This is a genomic window from Pseudomonas sp. GZJR-8, from assembly GCF_002916705.1.
In the GTDB taxonomy this organism is placed as follows: Bacteria; Pseudomonadota; Gammaproteobacteria; order Pseudomonadales; family Pseudomonadaceae; genus Aquipseudomonas; species Aquipseudomonas synxantha_A.
This window is the reverse complement of the sequence record NZ_JXSI01000003.1, coordinates 477,304-496,567: the sequence shown is the minus strand read 5'-3', so window position 1 is coordinate 496,567 and position 19,264 is coordinate 477,304. Positions and strand designations below refer to the sequence as shown.

The 19,264-nt window shown below is 60.6% G+C and carries 17 protein-coding genes; 12 read left to right on the top strand and 5 right to left on the bottom strand.

All coding sequences use genetic code 11. The features are described from left to right. The first annotated feature begins 20 nt into the window (after positions 1 to 20). The 7 genes from TK42_RS08525 (at position 21) to TK42_RS08495 (ending at position 5,644) form a co-directional block, all read left to right on the top strand. Positions 21 to 602 (top strand): alpha/beta hydrolase, encoded by a 582-nt coding sequence (locus tag TK42_RS08525; RefSeq protein WP_032878440.1) that lies wholly within the window; start codon positions 21 to 23, stop codon positions 600 to 602. A gap of 48 nt (positions 603 to 650) precedes the next feature. Continuing rightward, positions 651 to 1,577, top strand: a complete 927-nt coding sequence (locus TK42_RS08520) for a sigma 54-interacting transcriptional regulator (protein ID WP_032878439.1) — start codon at positions 651 to 653, stop codon at positions 1,575 to 1,577. A 109-nt stretch (positions 1,578 to 1,686) separates the two neighbouring features. Beyond that, positions 1,687 to 2,469 carry a MetQ/NlpA family ABC transporter substrate-binding protein gene (locus tag TK42_RS08515; RefSeq protein ID WP_103734006.1) on the top strand — a complete coding sequence of 261 codons (783 nt, stop codon included), beginning with the start codon at positions 1,687 to 1,689 and terminating at the stop codon, positions 2,467 to 2,469. A gap of 251 nt (positions 2,470 to 2,720) precedes the next feature. Then, on the top strand, positions 2,721 to 3,386 hold the full coding sequence (locus TK42_RS08510) for an amino acid ABC transporter permease (RefSeq protein ID WP_103734005.1): 666 nt from the start codon (positions 2,721 to 2,723) through the stop codon (positions 3,384 to 3,386). Then, on the top strand, positions 3,367 to 4,026 hold the full coding sequence (locus tag TK42_RS08505) for an amino acid ABC transporter permease (protein ID WP_103734004.1): 660 nt from the start codon (positions 3,367 to 3,369) through the stop codon (positions 4,024 to 4,026). Before TK42_RS08510 ends, TK42_RS08505 begins: the two co-directional genes overlap by 20 nt. After that, positions 4,023 to 4,799: an amino acid ABC transporter ATP-binding protein gene (locus TK42_RS08500; RefSeq protein ID WP_103734003.1), complete on the top strand. Its 777-nt coding sequence runs from the start codon at positions 4,023 to 4,025 to the stop codon at positions 4,797 to 4,799. Before TK42_RS08505 ends, TK42_RS08500 begins: the two co-directional genes overlap by 4 nt. Further along, positions 4,796 to 5,644, top strand: a complete 849-nt coding sequence (locus TK42_RS08495; RefSeq protein ID WP_103734002.1) for a transporter substrate-binding domain-containing protein — start codon at positions 4,796 to 4,798, stop codon at positions 5,642 to 5,644. Before TK42_RS08500 ends, TK42_RS08495 begins: the two co-directional genes overlap by 4 nt. A 145-nt stretch (positions 5,645 to 5,789) precedes the next feature. Here TK42_RS08495 and TK42_RS08490 read toward each other — a convergent pair whose 3' ends face one another. After that, positions 5,790 to 6,950 (bottom strand): AAA family ATPase, encoded by a 1,161-nt coding sequence (locus TK42_RS08490; protein WP_032881152.1) that lies wholly within the window; start codon positions 6,948 to 6,950, stop codon positions 5,790 to 5,792. 120 nt (positions 6,951 to 7,070) lie between these two features. Between TK42_RS08490 and TK42_RS08485 the strand changes: the two genes are divergently transcribed. The 4 genes from TK42_RS08485 (at position 7,071) to TK42_RS08470 (ending at position 14,682) form a co-directional block, all read left to right on the top strand. Further along, positions 7,071 to 8,153: an efflux RND transporter periplasmic adaptor subunit gene (locus tag TK42_RS08485; RefSeq protein WP_103734001.1), complete on the top strand. Its 1,083-nt coding sequence runs from the start codon at positions 7,071 to 7,073 to the stop codon at positions 8,151 to 8,153. Further along, positions 8,150 to 9,220 carry an efflux RND transporter periplasmic adaptor subunit gene (locus TK42_RS08480; RefSeq protein ID WP_103734000.1) on the top strand — a complete coding sequence of 357 codons (1,071 nt, stop codon included), beginning with the start codon at positions 8,150 to 8,152 and terminating at the stop codon, positions 9,218 to 9,220. The genes TK42_RS08485 and TK42_RS08480 overlap by 4 nt, the downstream gene beginning before the upstream one ends. Then, on the top strand, positions 9,217 to 12,282 hold the full coding sequence (locus TK42_RS08475) for an efflux RND transporter permease subunit (RefSeq protein ID WP_032878431.1): 3,066 nt from the start codon (positions 9,217 to 9,219) through the stop codon (positions 12,280 to 12,282). The genes TK42_RS08480 and TK42_RS08475 overlap by 4 nt, the downstream gene beginning before the upstream one ends. A gap of 210 nt (positions 12,283 to 12,492) precedes the next feature. Next, positions 12,493 to 14,682: a glycoside hydrolase gene (locus tag TK42_RS08470; protein WP_103733999.1), complete on the top strand. Its 2,190-nt coding sequence runs from the start codon at positions 12,493 to 12,495 to the stop codon at positions 14,680 to 14,682. Between the two features lie 109 nt (positions 14,683 to 14,791). Here TK42_RS08470 and TK42_RS08465 read toward each other — a convergent pair whose 3' ends face one another. Then, entirely contained in the window at positions 14,792 to 15,418 is a 627-nt protein-coding gene (locus TK42_RS08465; RefSeq protein WP_032878428.1) for a bifunctional 2-polyprenyl-6-hydroxyphenol methylase/3-demethylubiquinol 3-O-methyltransferase UbiG, read from the bottom strand. A gap of 177 nt (positions 15,419 to 15,595) precedes the next feature. Here TK42_RS08465 and TK42_RS08460 point away from each other — a divergent pair, with 177 nt between their 5' ends. Next, positions 15,596 to 16,699 (top strand): hypothetical protein, encoded by a 1,104-nt coding sequence (locus tag TK42_RS08460; RefSeq protein ID WP_103733998.1) that lies wholly within the window; start codon positions 15,596 to 15,598, stop codon positions 16,697 to 16,699. Between the two features lie 2 nt (positions 16,700 to 16,701). On the opposite strand, the gene TK42_RS08455 is transcribed toward TK42_RS08460, so the two are convergent. Genes TK42_RS08455 through TK42_RS08445 form a run of 3 tightly spaced genes read right to left on the bottom strand, consistent with a single transcriptional unit; the run spans position 16,702 to position 19,263 of the window. After that, positions 16,702 to 17,346: a methionine ABC transporter permease gene (locus TK42_RS08455; RefSeq protein ID WP_103733997.1), complete on the bottom strand. Its 645-nt coding sequence runs from the start codon at positions 17,344 to 17,346 to the stop codon at positions 16,702 to 16,704. Next, entirely contained in the window at positions 17,336 to 18,451 is a 1,116-nt protein-coding gene (locus TK42_RS08450) for a methionine ABC transporter ATP-binding protein (RefSeq protein WP_103733996.1), read from the bottom strand. The genes TK42_RS08455 and TK42_RS08450 overlap by 11 nt, the downstream gene beginning before the upstream one ends. Beyond that, complete coding sequence (locus TK42_RS08445; RefSeq protein ID WP_103733995.1) at positions 18,448 to 19,263, bottom strand: MetQ/NlpA family ABC transporter substrate-binding protein; 816 nt, start codon at positions 19,261 to 19,263, stop codon at positions 18,448 to 18,450. The genes TK42_RS08450 and TK42_RS08445 overlap by 4 nt, the downstream gene beginning before the upstream one ends. Position 19,264 lies beyond the last annotated feature (1 nt).

Below are 19,264 nucleotides of genomic sequence, written 5' to 3'. Positions count from 1 at the left end.
AGCTGCAGGAGGGCACACCCATGCACAGCGAGTCGATTCGTTATCTGATCGTGCCGGGCTGGCAAGGATCGCCAGAAGATCATTGGCAAACCCATTGGCAGCACAGCCTGCCCAACAGCGCTCGCGTGGAGCAGGCCGATTGGCTGACGCCGCGTCGAGAGGATTGGGTAGCTGCACTGGCTGAGGCGATTGCCGCCGACAGCACACCGGTAATCCTGATTGCCCATAGCCTGGGATGCATCACCGTGGCTCATTGGGCGGCCACTGCCCCCGTGCATTTCTTGCGTCAGGTTCGCGGCGCCTTGCTGGTAGCCCCAGCCGATGTCGAGCGCGCAGCCTGTGCCCCGGCCCTGCGTAACTTCGCACCAATTCCCACCGACCTGCTGCCGTTTCCCAGCCAGGTGGTCAGCTCCGACAACGATAGCGCCGTCAGCGCGCCCCGGGCTCTTGAGTTGGCGCGTCAGTGGGGGGCCGAAGCCGGCATTTTGTCCGGCGCCGGGCATATCAATGTGAAGTCCGGCCACCGCCGCTGGGAGCAGGGTTTCGCCTATCTCTATCGCCTGCAGAGCCGCCTCGAGCACCATGCTCGGCGTAGTGCCTGATATTTTTTCAACGCCCCGTCCCTGAGTGGATTGGGGCGGGAGCCTGCCATGAGTTTGCATGAAACCTACGGCCAGCCTTTGCTGACCTTTCCCGATGCCGAAAAGAGCCCACTGAGCATCCGCGCCAAGGCGTTGGTGTTCGTCGACCCACGCTCACGCCAACTGCGTGAAGAATTGGAAAGCCTTGCGCCGCGCGCCTTACCCGTATTGATCCGCGGTGAAACCGGCAGTGGTAAAGAACTGCTGGCGCGACACATCCACCGTGGCAGTGACCGTACTGGCCTGTTTGTCTCGGTCAACTGTGGCGCCATCAGTCCTACCTATGCGGATGCCGAGTTGTTTGGCTATGCCGCCGGCAGCCACAGCGGCGCAGCGAGCAGTCGGGCTGGCTGGTTTGGCTCTGCCAACGGCGGCACCTTGTACCTGGATGAGATTGGTGACTTGCCGTTGCCGATCCAGGTGAAATTGCTCGCGGCCCTGGAAAATCATGAGGTCACCCGCGTCGGTGCCCATCAACCCAGCCCGGTAGACGTACGTCTGGTGGCCGCTACCAGCATCGACCTGGCCCAGGCTGTGGCCGTTGGCAAGTTTCACGAGCGCCTGTTTCATTACTTGAGCGAAGGCCGGCTGGACCTGCCGGCGTTGCGCGAGCGGGTGGGGGATATTTTGTCTCTGGCCGAGTATTTCCTCGGCATCTACAGCCAGCGCCTGGACCTGCCGGTGCCGCTTATCAGCGACGCCGCTCAACAGGTACTGGAGCGTCACACCTGGCCGGGCAATACCCGCGAACTGGAAAACGTCATTCACTTTGCCTTGCTGGTGAGCAGTGGCGATGAAATCTTGCCCGAGCATTTGAACCTGCCGGTGGCAGGTTCGCCGCTGGAGCAAGTGCGACGAATTTTTGCCAGCGCCAGTGCGACCGAGCGCGAATCGCTGCGTACCTTCCTGTATGAACAAAATGGAATATCAACGTGAATAAAAGATATTGTTCGGGAATAAAAAATCTAGGTATTGTCCTTCCTACGCCGCGATAGCATTTCGCTGGCACCTCACATAAAAAATGGTCGTTAGAAAAGGACACTGCATGAAAAAGGTTCTGTTGTTTACCGCCCTGGCGGCTGCCCTGACTGCCGGCTTCGCCCAGGCCAACGAAAAGCTGGTGGTAGCGGCCACGCCGATTCCGCACGCTGAGATCCTTGAGTTGATCAAGCCGACCCTGGCCAAGGAAGGCGTGGACCTGCAGATCAAAGTCTTCACCGATTACGTGCAGCCAAACGTGCAAGTCGCTGAGAAGCGCTTGGACGCCAACTACTTCCAGACCCTGCCGTACCTGGAAAACTTCAACAAAGGCAAGGGCACTAACCTGGTCACTGTAGTTGGTGTGCACGTTGAGCCTATCGGCGGTTACTCAAACAAGATCAAAAATATTTCCGAGCTTAAAGACGGCGCAACTGTTGCAATCCCGAACGAAGGCTCCAATAGCGGTCGTGCCCTGTTGCTGCTGCAAAAGAACGGTCTGATTACCCTCAAAGACCCGAAAAATGCACTGGCTACCCCAAAGGACATCGCCAGCAACCCGAAGAACCTGAAATTCAAAGAGCTGGAATCGGCCCTGCTGCCACGCGTGCTGGATCAGGTTGATCTGGATGTGATCAACACCAACTACGCCCTGGAAGCCGGCCTGAACCCGGCCAAGGACGCGTTGATCATCGAAGATGCCAAATCCCCTTACGTGAACTTCCTGGTAGCGCGCCCGGACAACAAGGACAGCGACGCTATCCAGAAACTGTCCAAGGCCCTGACCAGCCCGGAAGTCAAAGCTTTCATCGAGAAGAAGTACAACGGCGCAGTCGTGCCGGCGTTCTGATGTAACTCAAAACCCCCTTCAAGGTTTCAACGCCGACGGCTACTACAGCGTCGGCGTTTTTTTTGTGGAAGGGGGCTTGCCCCTCCCACATTGATCGTCCTGGCGAAGGTTAGTTTTTTGGGTGATATCAATATGCTATTTCGGTATTTAAATTTTGCTTTTTATACCTTTAAAGTTCGCGCTACCCGACGTTATCCACGCCGGAACGGATTGCGCTCGCAGCATTACCCATGCGGCGATATGGACTGCACATGACCTTCGATTTCGCTTTTATCCTCAGCACCTTGCCGGCGTTCCTGCAAGCGGTGGGCGTAACCCTGCAAGTGGGCCTGATCGCCATCGGCACCTCCTTGCTGGTGGCGCTGATCAATGCAGCCTTGTTGGTGTTTCGCACGCCGTACCTGTCACGGCTGGTAGCGCTGTATGTGGAGCTGGCGCGGAACACGCCGCTGTTGATCCAACTGTTTTTCGTCTACTTCGCACTGCCGGCCCTGGGTTTGAATATCTCCGGGTTCTGGGCGGCAATCATCACCATGACCTTTCTCGGCGGCGCCTACCTCACTGAAGTGTTGCGCGCCGGTGTGGAAGCGGTGCCGCTGGCGCAGATCGAATCGGGCAAGTCCATTGGCCTGTCCGACTGGCAGCTGTTGCGCCATGTGATTCTGCCCCAGGCCGGCATCCTCAGCCTGCCGGCGCTGTTCGCCAATTTCATCTTTCTGCTCAAGGAAACCACGGTGGTTTCCGCGGTGGCGGTGCCGGAGATTCTCTACACCACCAAGAGCTACATCGCCCTCTACTACAAGACCTACGAGATGCTCACCGTGCTGACGCTGATTTGCGTGCTGCTGTTTTTGCCGTTGTCGTTGCTGCTCAGCCGTTTGGAAAGGAGGCTCCAGCATGGCCAGTTCGGGTCTTGAGTTGCTGTGGGTGTCGTTGCCACAACTGGGCAAAGGCGCTGTGCAAACCCTGTCGATTTCGTTTTTGAGCATCGCTTTCAGTACGGTCGGCGGCATGCTGTATGGCGTGCTGCGCACCTTGAATAACAACGTGATCAACGGTGTGCTGCGCATCTACCTGGAGCTGTTCCGGGCGATTCCGGTGCTGGTGTGGTTGTACCTGCTGTTTTTCGGCCTGCCGATTTTCTTTGGTGTGAGCCTGCCGAGCTTCTGGTGCGCGGTGCTGGTGTTGTCGCTATGGGGCGCCAGCGAAGTCGGCGAGGTGGTGCGCGGTGCATTGCATTCGCTGCCGCGTGGCCAGCGTGAAGCGGGCTTGTCGATTGGCCTGTCCGACCCGCAGTTGTACGGCTACGTGCTGCTGCCCCAGGCCCTTAAACGCATGACGCCGCCGACCATCAACGTCTACACGCGCATCATCAAGACCAGTTCCCTTGCGGTGCTGATTGGCGTGGTGGATGTGATCAAGGTCGGCCAGCAAATCATCGAGCGTACCTACGAGTCGGTATTGATCTACGGCGCGCTGTTCCTGTTTTTCTTCTTTATCTGCTACCCGTTGTCGGCCGCCTCCAAGGTGCTGGAACGGCGCTGGGCCCACGCATGAGCGCATTGATCGAGTTCCAGGGTTTCAACAAATTCTTTGGCCAGGCGCAGGTGCTCAAGGGCATCGACTTGAGCGTGCAAAGCGGCGAAGTGGTGGTGATCCTCGGCCCCAGCGGCTGTGGCAAAAGCACCTTGCTGCGCTGCCTCAATGGGCTGGAAGTCGCGCACAGCGGCAGCCTGCGGTTTGCAGGCGTTGAGCTGCTGGATAAAAACACCGACTGGCGCCAGGTGCGCCAGGACATCGGCATGGTGTTCCAGAGCTACCACCTGTTCCCGCACATGAGCGTGCTCGACAACATCCTGCTCGGCCCGCTGAAAGTGCAAAAGCGTGTCCCCCGCGAGGCCCGTGAGCAGGCGCAAAAACTGCTGGAGCGCGTGGGCCTGGCCGACAAGCGCGACGCGTTCCCGCGCCAGCTCTCCGGCGGCCAGCAGCAACGCATCGCCATCGTGCGTTCATTGTGCATGAACCCCCAGGTCATGCTCTTTGATGAGGTCACGGCGGCTCTTGACCCGGAGATGGTCAAGGAAGTGCTGGAAGTGATCCAGGGCCTGGCCCGCGATGGCATGACCCTGCTGATCGTCACACACGAAATGGCCTTCGCCCGCGCCGTCGCCGACCGCGTGGTGTTCATGGAGGCCGGTCGCATCCTCGAACACAACACCCCCGAGGCATTCTTTACGAACCCGCAGACCGCACGCGCGCAGCAGTTCCTGGAGAAGTTCTCCTTCGTTTCAACACTGCCCAAAAAGATCAAGGAACTGGAGCTGATATGAAAAAGTTACTGCTGCCACTGTTTGCCGTCGCCTTGCTGGCCGGCTGCGATAAAAAGGCCGAAGAGCCGGTAAAACCCGCGGCTGTCAGCTACATCGACAAAATAAAAGCTCGGGACAAGCTGATCGTTGGCGTCTTCACGAACAAGCCACCGTTTGGCTTTGTCGACGAGGCTGGCCGCTACGTCGGCTTCGATACTGACATTGGCCGTCAATTCGCCAAGGACCTGTTGGGCGACGAAAACAAGGTGGAGTTTGTCGCCGTTGAGCCCGCCAGCCGCATTCCATTTTTGCAAAGCGACAAGGTCGACTTGATCCTCGCCAACATGACCGTGACGCCTGAACGCAAGGAAGCGGTGGACTTCACCAACCCCAACCTGAAAGCCGCGGTCCAGGCCCTGGTGCCCAACGACAGTGCGGTGAAAAGCCTGGATGACCTGGCGACTCGCACCATTATCGTGACCACCGGCACCACCGCCGACATCTGGCTGACCAAAAACCACCCGGACTGGAAGCTGCTCAAGTTCGAAAAAAATTCCGAGTCGCTGCAAGCGCTGTCGGCAGGGCGTGGTGATGCCTATGCGCAAGACAACCTGGTGCTGTTCAGCTGGGCCAAGCAGAACCCGGGCTACCGTGTGCTGGAAGAAAAGCTGGGTGATGAAGCACCGATTGCTCCGGCGGTGAAGAAGGGCAATACCGAACTGCGCGACTGGGTGAATGCCGAGCTGGCAAAGCTGGGCGAGGAGAAGTTCCTGCTCAAGCTCTATGACCAATATGTGCGCAAAGAACTGAGCGATGACACCAAGCCTGAAAGTGTGATTGTTGAAGGCGGGAAGTGGCAGGGCTGAAACCTGACTTTTTGTGTTGGCTGCACCGGCCTCATCGGGAGCAAGCCCCCTCCCACACTGGATCGGGTTCACACATTCCGATGTGTGAATACAGGTCAAAATGTGGGAGGGGGTTTGCTCCCGATGAGGCCGGTACAGTCACCACCTACTCCGGCCAATGCCAGGCCGGCCCATCCAGAATCCCTTGCCCCACGATCCGCGTTTCCCCCAACACCTTCTCCAGCACAATCGAATTGCACCCCTCATCCTGCTGCAACGCCGCGATCAAGCGGCTGGCATGGGACACCACCCACACCTGGCACTGCTTCGACGCTTCGATAATCAGGCGCGCCAAGGCGGGCAGCAGGTCCGGATGCAAGCTGGTCTCAGGTTCGTTCAGTACCATCATGGTCGGTGGGCGTGGCGTCAGCAGCGCTGCGATCAGCAGCAGGTAGCGCAGGGTGCCGTCTGACAGTTCCGCCGCCGACAACGGCCGCAGCAAGCCTTCCTGATAGAACTCAATGGCAAAGCGTCCGCCTTGCAACGGTTCAATGTTCAGGCGCGCCCCCGGGAATGCATCGCTTACGGCACGTTGCAGCGCCTCGGGGTCGCCGATCTCGCGGATAGTCTGCAACGCGGCCGCCAAATCGCGGCCATCGTGGTGCAACACCGGCGTACGCGTACCCAACTGGGGCTGGCGCACTGGCGCGTCCACGTCGCTGCGAAAGTGATCATAAAAGCGCCAGCCACGAATGCTTTCACGCAACAGCAGCACTTCCGGCGAGCCGCGCAGGCTGCCGACCTGATCGAACAGGCTGTGGTAGTTGGGTGTGTGCTGCGCCAGTACATCCCAGGCACGGCCTTCGCGGGCACGCACCATGGCACCTGAGCGCTGCACCAACAGGCTGGCCGGGCGGTAGATGTGGCCGGCCCAGATGCATTCCTTCTTCACTTCGGGGTCGAGGCTGAAGAACGACGAGGTTTTTTCCGGCAATCCCAGAGAGATTGCGTAGCTGAAATCTTCGGCGGCAAACCCCAAGCGCAGGCGTTTGACGCCTTGGCGCACATTGGATTCGATCGGTACTTCACCAGTGCGCATACGCCGGCTGATGGTTTCCGGCCCGGCCCAGAAGGTCGAATCCAGCCCGCCTTCACGGGCCAGGGCATTGATCACTCCGCCCTGGGCGGTTTCTGCCAGCAGGCGCAGGGCCCGGTACAGGTTGGACTTGCCGCTGCCATTGGGCCCGGTGATCAGGTTCAAGCGGTCCAGCGGCACTACCAATTTGTTGATCGAGCGGTAATTGGCCACCGCGAGGGTTTTCAGCATATGCATTTAATCGGCTGGGGAACCATTGGAGTATGGGATCCTCCATGCAGATAAGGAACCCTGATCTAAGCTCACAGTCGCATACACACTTGTACCTTGCGTCACGCAAAAGGAGCCTGCATGGGCGGTCGCACTTCGACATTTATTCTCAGCCTTGGCCTCCTGGCGCTGCTGAGCGGCTGTGGCCAAGACAAAGCCGAGCCCAAGCAGCATTCACGGGTATTTGTGCAAACCGTGCAGCCGGCGGATTTTGCCGCGGCGGTCACGCTGACGGGCGACATCCAGGCGCGGGTGCAGACCGATTTGTCCTTCCGCGTGGGTGGCAAGATTATCCAGCGTATGGTCGATGTGGGCGACCGGGTTACGGCCAAGCAAGTACTGGCCAAGCTCGACCCCAAGGACCTGCAAACCAACGTCGATTCCGCCCAGGCCCAGGTTGTGGCCGAACAGGCGCGGGTCAAGCAGACCGCCGCCGCCTTCGTGCGCCAGGAAAAACTCTTGCCCAAGGGCTACACCAGTCGCAGCGAATACGACGCCGCCCAGGCCGCGTTGCGCAGCAGCCAAAGTGCCCTGGCCGCCGCGCAGGCGCAATTGGCCAACGCCCGTGAGCAACTTGGCTACACGGCGCTGGTCGCCGATGCACCGGGGATCATCACGGCGCGCCAGGCCGAAGTCGGCCAAGTGGTACAAGCCACCGTACCGATCTTCAGCCTGGCCCGTGATGGCGAACGTGACGCGGTGTTCAACGTGTATGAATCCCTGCTGGTGGAGCCGCCGCCGGATGCGCCGATTACCGTCAGCCTGCTGGACAACCCGAGCATCAAAGCCGTGGGCAAGGTGCGTGAAGTGACCCCGGCAGTGGCGGCCAATACCGGCACCATACAAGTGAAGATCGCCCTGCAAAACCTGCCTAAAGGCATGGAGCTGGGTTCGGTGGTGAGCGCCACCGCCAACGGCCCGGCCAAGACCAGCATCGAATTACCCTGGGCGGCCTTGACCAAAGACCTCAGCGAGCCTGCCGTATGGCTGGTGGATGCCGACGGCAAGGCGCAGCTGCACAAGGTCAAGGTGGCCCGTTACCTCACCGGCAAGGTGATTATTGGCGAGGGCCTTAAAGGCGGCGAAAAAGTCGTAGTGGCCGGTGGGCAATTGCTGCACCCCGGCATGGTGGTCGAGATCGCCCAGCAAGGAGCCCAGCCATGAAGCAACTGACGGTCATCGTCGCCGCCAGCCTGTTGCTGATGGCTTGCTCCAAGGAAGAGGCGCCGCCTGAGCCTGTGCGCCCGGTGTTGTCCATGCAAGTGAAGGCTGAAGATCAGGAAAACCTCGGCCGCTTCGCCGGCACTATCCAGGCCCGCTACGAAAGCAACCTGGGTTTCCGTGTGTCGGGCCGCATCGCCCGTCGCGCCGTCGACGTGGGCGCCGAGGTGGAGAAGGGGGCCTTGCTTGCCGTGCTCGACCCCACCGACCAGCAGAACCAACTGCGTGCCGCCCAGGGCGACCTCGCCCGCGTGCAGGCACAGTTCATCAATGCCCAGGCCAATGCCCGTCGCCAGCAGGAGCTGTTCAACCGGGGCGTCGGCGCCCAGGCTCAGTTGGATGTGGCGCAGACTGACCTGAAAACCACCCAGGCCACCCTTGATCAGGCCCGCGCCTCGGTCAATCAAGCCAAGGACCAGCTCAATTACGCCGAACTGCACACTGACCACGCCGGTATCGTCACCGCCTGGGATGCCGAGGCTGGCCAGGTAGTCAGCGCGGGGCAGCAGGTGGTGACCCTGGCTCGCCCGGACATCAAGGAGGCGGTGATCGACCTGCCTGCCGGCCTGGCCGAGCGCCTGCCGACGGATGTGGTGTTTCTGGTCGCCGGGCAACTGGACCCCAGCGTGCATACCACCGCCATCGTGCGTGAGATCGAACCCCAGGCCCAAAGTGCCACGCGCACCCGCCGCGCACGTCTGAGCCTGACCGACACTCCCGCCGCGTTCCGCCTGGGCACCGCCATCAGCGTGACCTTGAGCAGCGCCATTACGCCGCGTATCGAATTGCCCTTGAGCGCCTTGCAGGACGTCGACGGCAAGACGCGCATCTGGCTGCTTGATACCCAGAGCCAGACCGTGCAGCCACGCGACGTCAGTGTGGTCAGCCGGGATGCTGACAGCGCCTTGGTCAATGGCGGCATCAAAGCCGGTGAACGCATCGTCACCGCCGGCGTGAACAGCCTGAAACCCGGGCAAAAAGTCAAAATCGACGAGGACAGCCCGCGATGAAAGGGAGCTTCAACTTATCCGACTGGGCACTCAAGCATCAGTCCTTCGTCTGGTACCTGATGTTCGTCGCGCTGCTGATGGGCGTGTTCTCGTATATGAACCTGGGCCGCGAGGAAGACCCCTCATTCACCATCAAGACCATGGTGATCCAGACCCGCTGGCCGGGCGCTACCCAGGAGGAAACCCTCAAGCAGGTCACCGATCGCATCGAGAAAAAACTCGAAGAGCTCGACTCCCTAGACTACGTGAAAAGTTATACGCGACCGGGTGAGTCCACGGTGTTCGTGTTCCTCAAGGACACCACCAGCGCCAAGGCCATTCCGGAGATCTGGTACCAGGTTCGCAAGAAGATCGATGATATTCGCGGCACCTTCCCCCAGGGCTTGCAGGGGCCGTCGTTCAACGATGAATTCGGTGATGTGTTCGGCTCGGTGTACGCCTTTACTGGCGACGGCTTGTCGATGCGCCAGTTGCGCGACTACGTGGAGCAGGTGCGCGCCGAAATCCGCTCGGTGCCGGGGCTGGGCAAGGTCGAGATGATCGGCCAGCAGGACGAAGTGATCTACTTGAACTTCTCCACGCGCAAACTGGCGGCATTGGGCATTGATCAACGTCAGGTCGTGCAAAGCCTGCAATCGCAGAATGCGGTAACGCCCGCCGGGGTGATCGAGGCCGGGCCGGAGCGGATTTCGGTGCGCACCTCAGGGCAGTTCGCTTCGGAGAAAGACCTGGCCAACGTCAACCTGCGCCTCAATGACCGCTTCTATCGGCTGGCGGATATCGCTGACATCAGTCGCGGTTACGTCGACCCGGCAAGGCCGATGTTCCGTTTCAATGGCAAGCCGGCGATTGGCTTGGCGATCGCCATGCAAAAGGGCGGCAATATCCAGTCGTTCGGCAAGGCGCTGCACGGGCGCATGGATGAGCTGACTGCCGACCTGCCGGTGGGCGTCGGTGTGCACAAGGTGTCTGACCAGGCCGAAGTGGTGGAAGAGGCCGTCGGCGGCTTTACCAGCGCGTTGTTCGAAGCCGTGATTATCGTGCTGGTGGTGAGCTTTATCAGCCTCGGTATGCGCGCTGGGCTGGTGGTGGCGTGCTCGATTCCGTTGGTGCTGGCGCTGGTGTTCGTGTTTATGGAATACAGCGGCATCACCATGCAGCGGGTATCGTTGGGTGCGTTGATCATTGCACTCGGCTTGTTGGTGGACGATGCGATGATCACCGTGGAGATGATGATCACGCGCCTGGAAAAAGGCGAAACCAAGGAGCAGGCCGCCACCTACGCCTACACCTCAACAGCGTTCCCGATGCTCACCGGTACGCTGGTGACCGTGGCCGGTTTCGTGCCGATTGGCCTCAATGCCAGTTCGGCGGGCGAGTACACCTTTACTCTGTTCGCGGTGATTGCCGTGGCGATGTTGGTGTCGTGGGTGGTGGCGGTACTGTTTGCGCCGGTGATCGGCGTGCATATTCTCAGCGCCAATGTGAAGCCGCATAACGCCGAGCCTGGGCGCATCGGCCGCGCGTTCAATGGCGGTATGCTCTGGGCCATGCGCAACCGCTGGTGGGCCATCGGTATCACTGTGGCGCTGTTTGCGGCCTCGGTGTTTTCCATGCAGTTTGTGCAGAACCAGTTTTTCCCGTCATCGGATCGCCCGGAAATCCTGGTTGATCTGAACCTGCCGCAAAACGCCTCGATCAACGAGACGCGCAAGGCGGTTGACCGCCTCGAAGCGATCATCAAGGACGACCCTGACATTTCTCGCTGGAGCACCTACATCGGCCAGGGCGCGATCCGTTTTTACCTGCCGCTGGACCAACAACTGGAGAACCCGTACTACGCGCAGTTGGTGATCGTCAGCAAGGGCCTGGAAGAGCGCAGCGCCTTGATTGCGCGATTGCAGAAACGCCTGCGCGATGATTTTGTCGGTATCGGCAGCTATGTGCAGCCGCTGGAAATGGGCCCGCCGGTCGGGCGGCCGATTCAGTACCGCGTCTCCGGTAAAGACACCGACCAGGTGCGCAAGCACGCCATCGAACTGGCGACCTTGCTGGACCAGAACACCCACTTGGGCGAGATCATCTACGACTGGAACGAGCCGGGCAAAGTGCTACGCGTCGACATCGCCCAGGACAAGGCGCGGCAACTGGGGCTGTCGTCGGAAGACGTGGCGCAGTTGATGAACAGCGTGGTCAGCGGCGCGGCGGTGACCCAGGTGCACGACGATATCTACCTGATCAACGTGGTCGGTCGCGCCGAAGATGCCGAGCGCGGCACGCCGGAAACCTTGCAGAACCTGCAGATCGTTACGCCCAACGGTACCTCGATCCCGTTGCTCGCGTTTGCCACGGTGCGTTACGAGTTGGAGCAGCCGCTGGTGTGGCGTCGTGACCGCAAGCCGACGATTACCATCAAGGCCGCGGTGCGCGATGAGATGCAGCCGACCGACCTGGTCAAGCAACTGGCGCCGACCATCCAGAAATTCAGTGACGGCCTCCCGGTGGGCTACAAAGTCGCCACCGGCGGCACCGTGGAAGAAAGCGGCAAGGCCCAGGGCCCGATTGCGAGTGTGGTGCCGTTGATGCTGTTCCTGATGGCCACGTTCCTGATGATCCAGTTGCACAGCGTGCAGAAAATGTTCCTGGTGGCCAGCGTTGCACCGCTGGGGCTGATCGGCGTGGTGCTGGCGTTGATCCCCACCGGTACGCCGATGGGGTTTGTGGCGATCCTGGGGATCCTGGCGCTGATCGGTATCATCATCCGCAACTCGGTGATCCTGGTCACACAGATTCATGAGTATGAAGTGGCGGGCTATACGCCGTGGGATGCGGTGGTGGAAGCGACCGAACACCGGCGTCGGCCGATTCTGCTTACGGCGGCAGCGGCGAGCCTGGGCATGATCCCGATTGCCCGGGAAGTGTTCTGGGGGCCGATGGCCTACGCGATGATTGGCGGGATTATCATCGCCACGTTGCTGACGCTGCTGTTTTTGCCGGCGCTGTATGTGGCCTGGTACAAAATCCGCGAACCCAAACAAGAGCATCAGGAACAGCGCGGTTAAAAATGTGGGAGGGGGCTTGCTCCCGATGGCGATGGTTCAGTCAGTGCATCTGTATCTGGCCCATCGCCATCGGGAGCAAGCCCCCTCCCACATTTGGATCTTCATCTCGCTTGAGGCTGTGGGAAGCTTCCGAAAGATCCACTTGTTGCCCCGGCCACTGTCTGCATGTTTTACCCTCTCGACCTAACTTCTCCGTCCAGGTCGATTCCCATGCAGTGCCTGCGCCTCATCTTTGTGCTCTGTGCGCTTGTTCTTGCGCCCTCAGTCTTTGCCTCCACCGTGCTGGAAAACGCCCTGTGGCGCGTTGACCTCGACCCTGCAACCCTGGCGCTGCGTGTCACGCCAGCGGGGGAGGCCCCGGTACAAGCCTCCAGCGGTGTCGCCGCGCACGCTGTCAGTGCGTTGCAAGCTGATGCCGCACAGGTCTCCTGGCAATGGGATAGCGGCGCCTACCGCCTGACGGCCCGGCTTGAGCAGCGCGAACTGTCCCTGTCTATCAGTGCTCGCGAGCCGGGTGAATTGGCCCTGCTGCACCAGCCGGCCACGGCCATGGGCCAGGCGCTGATCTGGCCGTTGGCTGAAGGGCATTATGTGCCCTTTGATAACCCCGTGTGGAAGGCGTTCCTGCTTGAGCACGGCGAAGTCAATACCACCCAGGACCTGAGCTTGCCCTTGTGGGGCCTGGATCACGGGCGCTTCACGCTTAACTGGCTGCTGACCAACCCTTACAACAATCGCCTTGAATGGCAAGCGGACGGCCAGGGCCTGGCGCTGTCAGCGGCCCATGAATTCACCACCCTTGCCCCCGACGCACCGATGACGCTGCGCCTGTACCTGGGCGATGCAGACCCATTGGCCGGGGCCAAGCATTATCGCCAATGGTTGGTGGAGCAGGGCCGTTACGAGCCGCTGGCGGACAAGCTGCGGCAAACCCCCGAGGCGGTGAAATTGCTCGGCGCCAGTCACGTTTACCTCTGGGGCAACGGCTTGCTGACGCTGGATGATGTCCGTGATTGGCCAACGTTGATCAAACGGCTGCGCACCCATGAGCTTGGCAGGCTGCTGGACAAAGAGTCTGCGAAGGTGCTCGCACAGACAACCGCATTGAATCGTTATGAGCAAACCGTGTTGCTGCGCGGCCTCAATGCGGCCATCAACCAGAAGGCCCGGCAAGCCTGGCAAGTGGAAGAGCCCGACATGAGTCGCCTTGCCACTCGCTACGGCGAGTTGCGTAGCGAGCTGGCCGTGGATTTCGCCTCAGCCTTGAGTGATCGCCCCGAAACCTGGGGGCATTCGACTATCCAAGCCTTGCGTGACGCGGGGCTCTCGCGTCTGCTGTTGACCCTGGGTGATGGCTGGGAAGGCGGGCTCTGGCATCCCGAAGCGATTCGCGCAGGCGTGGATGCCGGGTACCTGATGGCGCCTTACGATTCGTATGAAACGGCGCTGTCGGCCAGCGAAAATCCGGACTGGGCCACTGCCCACCTGGGCGGCAAGGCGTACCGTGACTGCGCAATCATATTGAAGAACGGCCAGCCGAAAGCCGGTTTCCAACAATCCGGCCACTACACGGACCCGCGCTGTGTGCGACCGTTGCTGGAAGCACGGGTAAAGGCGGTGCAGGCCGCAGCCGGATTCAATGCCTGGTTCCTCGATGCGTACGCCACCAGCATGATCTTTGACAGCTACCGCGACGGCGCCTCCATGAGTCAGGTGCAGAATGCCCAGGGCAATATCGACGCCTCGCGCTGGATCAACACTTCGCTAAAACTGCCCGCAGGTTCCGAAGACGGCAACGCCGTCACCGCTCAGGGCATTATGTTTGCCCATGGTATGCAAACTCCGGTGATCGGCTGGGGTGACCGGGACATGACCCGCGACCGGCAGTCGCCCTATTACGTCGGCAACTGGTACCCGGCGGAACAGCCGGCGGTGTTCTTCAAGCCTGTGCCGTTGAAAGCGTCGCTGCGCACGGTGTATTTCGACCCGACGATGCGGCTGCCGTTGTATCAGGCGGTGTTCCATGGCTCGGTGATCACCACTCATCACTGGCTGTTCGACAACCTCAAGCTGAGCAATGTACGGGCTGAAAATGAACTGGCCCAACTGCTCTACAACGTACCGCCGCTGTATCACCTGAGCGCGACGACACTCAAGGACAGGCTGCCGGTGATTCAGCGCCAGGACCGGTTCTTTCGGCCGCTGCATCAACGGTTGGGGACTCAGGCAATGACTGAGTTTCGCTGGCTGACAGCGGACAAACTGTTGCAGCAAACCACCTTCGCCGATGGGACGCGGTTGGTGGCGAATTTTTCGGACGCGCAGAAAGATGGGTATGCCGGGCGCAGTGTGACGGCGCTCGTGGAGGGGGAGAAGCCGGTGGTGTATCAGGTGAAATAACGCTGCCCGTTACGGCGCCATCGCGGGCAAGCCCGGCTCCCACAGTGAAATGCATTCCGAATGTGGGAGCTGGCTTGCCTGCGATGAGGTCGGTACAGGCGATGCGGCACTAAATTTTACGCCACACACTCGCCAACCAAGGCTGCTGTTCCCGCGGCAACCCGGCCGGCCGGTAGTAGTGCTCCAGCTCTTCAAATCCGGCCTCGGTCAGCAAGCCCCGCCACGCCTCCAGGTCGTGATAAGAGCCATACCGCGGCCCATTCCAACCCTCCTGGTTCTCACCCCGTGGGTTGGAGCTGAACAGCACGCCCCCAGGCTTCAATGTGCCATGCAGCTGCTTGAGAACCCGCGGCAATTCCTGCTTGGGAATATGAAACAGCACCGCATTGGCAAACACGCCATCGAAGCGCTCGGGTGGCAGGTCCAGCTTGAGAAAATCCTGTTGCAATACCTCACAGCCGCTGTCGTCCCGCGCCATCTGCGCAAACCGCTCGGAGCCATCCAGCCCCACGGCGATATGCCCCATGCGCGTAAAAGTCTGCAAATCCCGCCCCGGCCCGCAGCCGAAATCCAGCACGGTAAACGGCGCCGAGCCCTGGATATGTCGCAACAGCGCGTCGATGTTCTGGCTCACATCGTGATCACGGGTGCCTTCACGGAAGTCTTCGGCGACTTTGTTGTAATGGCCGAGGGTGGTGGAGGTGATCTGGTTGAGGTCGTCGGGGGCGAGTTTCATGGTGTGGCGCACCGCTGCGGTTGAGGTGGTCGGACTATACCTCAGGCTCACCCTTGAGTTGAAAGACGTGTATCTGGTGTAGGGCGGTTCATTGTGTGCGTGTTGGGAGAATCCGACAGACCGCCCCGCAGGATTCTGGGTAAGATTCGGCCCTCATTCAAAGAGGGTTGTACATTCATGGAAGAAGAAAAACGTTCACGTGAGGGTCAGAAATTCACTGCAAACAAGGTGGACCAATACGCCACGAAACTCAGCAGCGGCCTGCTCTGGCTCAATGAACGCGCCTGGCCGCTGACGGTGGGGATCCTGTCGGTGGCAGGCTTGTATTTGTACCAGTACATCCAGGTGGAAAAGGTACCCCTGAGCATTCTGTCGGCCGCCGCATTCACTGCGCTGCCAGCGATGTTCGCCATGCTGGTGTTTGTGATCGGCATGATGGGCGCGTCGATCCTGGTGCCCACGTTCATCTTGTTCACGCGGCTGAACGGCACGGGTGTGCGCCTGAGTGATCAGCTCAATCTCAGCCCGGCATCGCCGCAGGTGACGGCGCAACATCGCCGTTTGTTGCTGCACTGGGCCGCCAGTCTGGTCGTCATGGGTATCTTTTGGATGTCCGCTGTTTACCTGTCCGTGAATGCCCAGAGCGGGCCTCTACTGACCATCAGCTGGATAGTGGCGGTCGTGCTGGCGGTTGTGGTCTACGTTGGCATCATCCTTCGCGCCCGTCCCACCCATATTGCACTGCGTGACCTGTCCGGAGAATTCTGGCTGGCCAGTGTCGGTGCAGGTGCCGTTCAAATGCTGGTAATCCTCATGGTGACGGTGCCGGTCTCCCGGGCCTTTCGCGAGTATTCCGACAGTGCGGTGCTTTTTGCGCCGTTCATGTTTGCCGAACTGGTGGTGCTGTTCCTGGTCCAGGGATGTGCCGCTTGCCTTGTGGTGTGCATGAGGGATCATAAAAACCCGGTGGCATTCGCCTCAATGGCGGCCTTTGCACTCATCGTCTTCCTCGGGCTGATCCCGGCAAGCGGGTCGAAGCTGGGTGGGTTGCCATTGCAAGGCTCCGCCTCCGGAGGGCGCGTGTGTACGCTGATGACCTGGTCGGACGACGCCAAGGTTCTTCGCGTGCTGGTAGACGCCGACAACCCGCAGCGCAGTGTAAAACTGCGGGTAATGGCAGACTCGGACGGCAGCTACATCGTGCGCCCCTGGCAGGCCAAGGAAAAAACCGTCAGCTTCGTACCCCATGCCAGCGTCGCGCAGTTGGACGAATGCCCGTGAGTTCAGCGCTTGTTCAATACCCGCGCCAAGCGATCCCCACTCAGTTGAATTAGCGCCACCAGCACCACCAACAACACAATCACCGTGAGCATGATCTGCGAATCAAACCGCTGATAGCCATAGCGGTAGGCAATGTCGCCCAGGCCACCGGCACCGATCGCACCGGCCATGGCCGATGAGTTGATCATGGTGACCAGGGTGATGGTGAACCCGCCGACGATCCCCGGCAGGGCTTCCGGCAACAGCACATGCCAGATGATGTGCCAGCGCCGGCAACCCATGGCCTGTGCAGCTTCGATCAGGCCGTGGTCGACCTCGCGCAGGCTGACTTCGGCGATGCGCGCAAAGAACGGTGTGGCGGCGATGGTCAGCGGTACCACGGCGGCCCATACACCGTAGGTGGTTCCGACGATCAGCCGAGTGAACGGGATCAGCGCCACCATCAGGATCAGGAACGGAATGGAGCGGAACAGATTGACGAACGCCCCCAGCACGCGGTTAAGCGCCGGCGCCTGGTAGATACCGCCCTTGTCGCTGGTAACCAGCAATACCGCCAGCGGGATACCGACCAGCAAGGCAATCAGCGACGACACACCGACCATCAACAACGTGTCGATAGCGCCCTGTACTAAACGATCAAACCACATAGCCCAGCACCTCTACCCGTTGTGCCCAATTGCCGGCGCGGTTACGCAGCTCTTCGGCATTGTGCGGCGACCCATTCACCGCCAGCAGTAATTGCCCCAGAGCGTGCCCCTGGATCCGCTCCACACCGCCTTGCAGCAAACGCACGCGGCCGCCGAGGGCGCTGAACAGTGCGGCCAGGTCCGGCTCATCGGTATCGCTGCCGGTGAACTGCAAGCGCAGCACCAGCGCCGCCTCAGCCGAGGTTTGTGTCGGTTGCAGGCGGTTTTGCAATTCGGGCGGCAGGCCGTGTTGCAGCGGTGCGAGCAGGGTCTTGCTGACCTCATGCTGCGGGTTGCCGAACACTTGCCACACCGGGCCTTGCTCGACGATGCGCCCGTGTTCCAGCACCACCACGCGGTCGCAGATTTCGCGGATCACCGCCATCTCATGGGTGATCAATACGATGGTCAGGCCCAGGCGTTGGTTGATCTCACGCAGCAGGCCGAGGATCGACTGGGTAGTCTCCGGATCGAGGGCCGAGGTGGCCTCGTCGCACAGCAGAATCTCGGGGTCGTGCACCAGCGCGCGGGCGATGCCGACGCGCTGTTTCTGCCCTCCGGAAAGCTGCGCCGGATACGCCTTGTGCTTGTCTTGCAGACCTACCAGCTCCAGCAGTTCATGCACCTTACGCACGCGTTGTGCCTGGGTCACGCCGGCGACCTTGAGAGGCAGTTCGACGTTCTGCCACACAGTCTTGGCCGACATCAGGTTGAAGTGCTGGAAGATCATGCCGATGCGCCGGCGCAGTGCGACCAGATGGTCTTCATCGAAGCCGCCGATGTCCACCTGATCGATCAGCACGCGCCCGCTGCTGGGTTGTTCCAGGCGGTTGATGGTGCGGATCAGCGACGACTTGCCGGCGCCGCTGCGGCCGATGATGCCGAACACTTCGCCACGCTGGATCGCCAGGTCGATGCCTTGCAGGGCGTGTACGGTGCCGCCATAGGTTTTGCCCAGGTTGATAAAACGCACGTGGGCGCGATTGAGGTCCGGGTGCAGTTCAGTCTGCTCGGCGTCCCTGGGCGCATGGCCCAGGTCGCGCAGTTGGGCGTTGGCGGCGGTCATTTTTTATCTTCCCAGCCGACTTGGTAGAGCTTGCCCAGGGATTTATCCAATGCGGCACGTACCACCGGCGAGTGCTGGTAGATGTCGACGAACTTGATCACTCGTGGGTCGGTCTTGCTCTTGGGCTGAATCACGAACTGAATCACGTACTCCGGGTGGTCGAGGCCATCGAACAGCAGCGCCGATTGCGCATCGAAGGTCTTGGACAGGCGGATATACGCCGGGTAGCCCTGCACCAGGTCGGCGTCGTCGTAGGCGCGTACCAGTTGCACGGCTTCCACCTGCAGGATCTTGAGCTTTTTGGGGTTGCTGACGATGTCTTCTTCGGTGGCCTTGTAGCCCACGCCCGGCTTGAGGGTAATCAACCCGGCCTTGGCCAGCAGTTGCAGGCCGCGCCCGCTGTTGATCGGGTCGTTGGCAATGGCCACGCTGGCGCCTTCGGGCAGGTCGTTGAAGCTTTTGTATTGCTTCGAATACAGGCCGACGTTGTTGATGATGCCCGGTGCGTAAGACACCAGGTCAAACCCGGCGGCGGCCTTGGCGTTTTCCAGGAAGGGAATGTGCTGGAAGTAGTTCACGTCGATATCGCCGGCGGCGAGGCTGACGTTGGGGGCGATCCAGTCGCTGAACTCGACCAGTTCGACTTTCAGGCCCTGTTTGCCGGCCTCTTCAACGGCCGCTTCCAGCGGAATGGCGAAGGCGGCGGTGGTGCCGATTTTCAGGGGAGGGTCGGCGGCGAAGACCGCTGTGCTGAATAACCCGAAGGCCAGGGCCAGTGCTTTGACTGGGTGGGTGAGCAGTGTTTTTTTCATA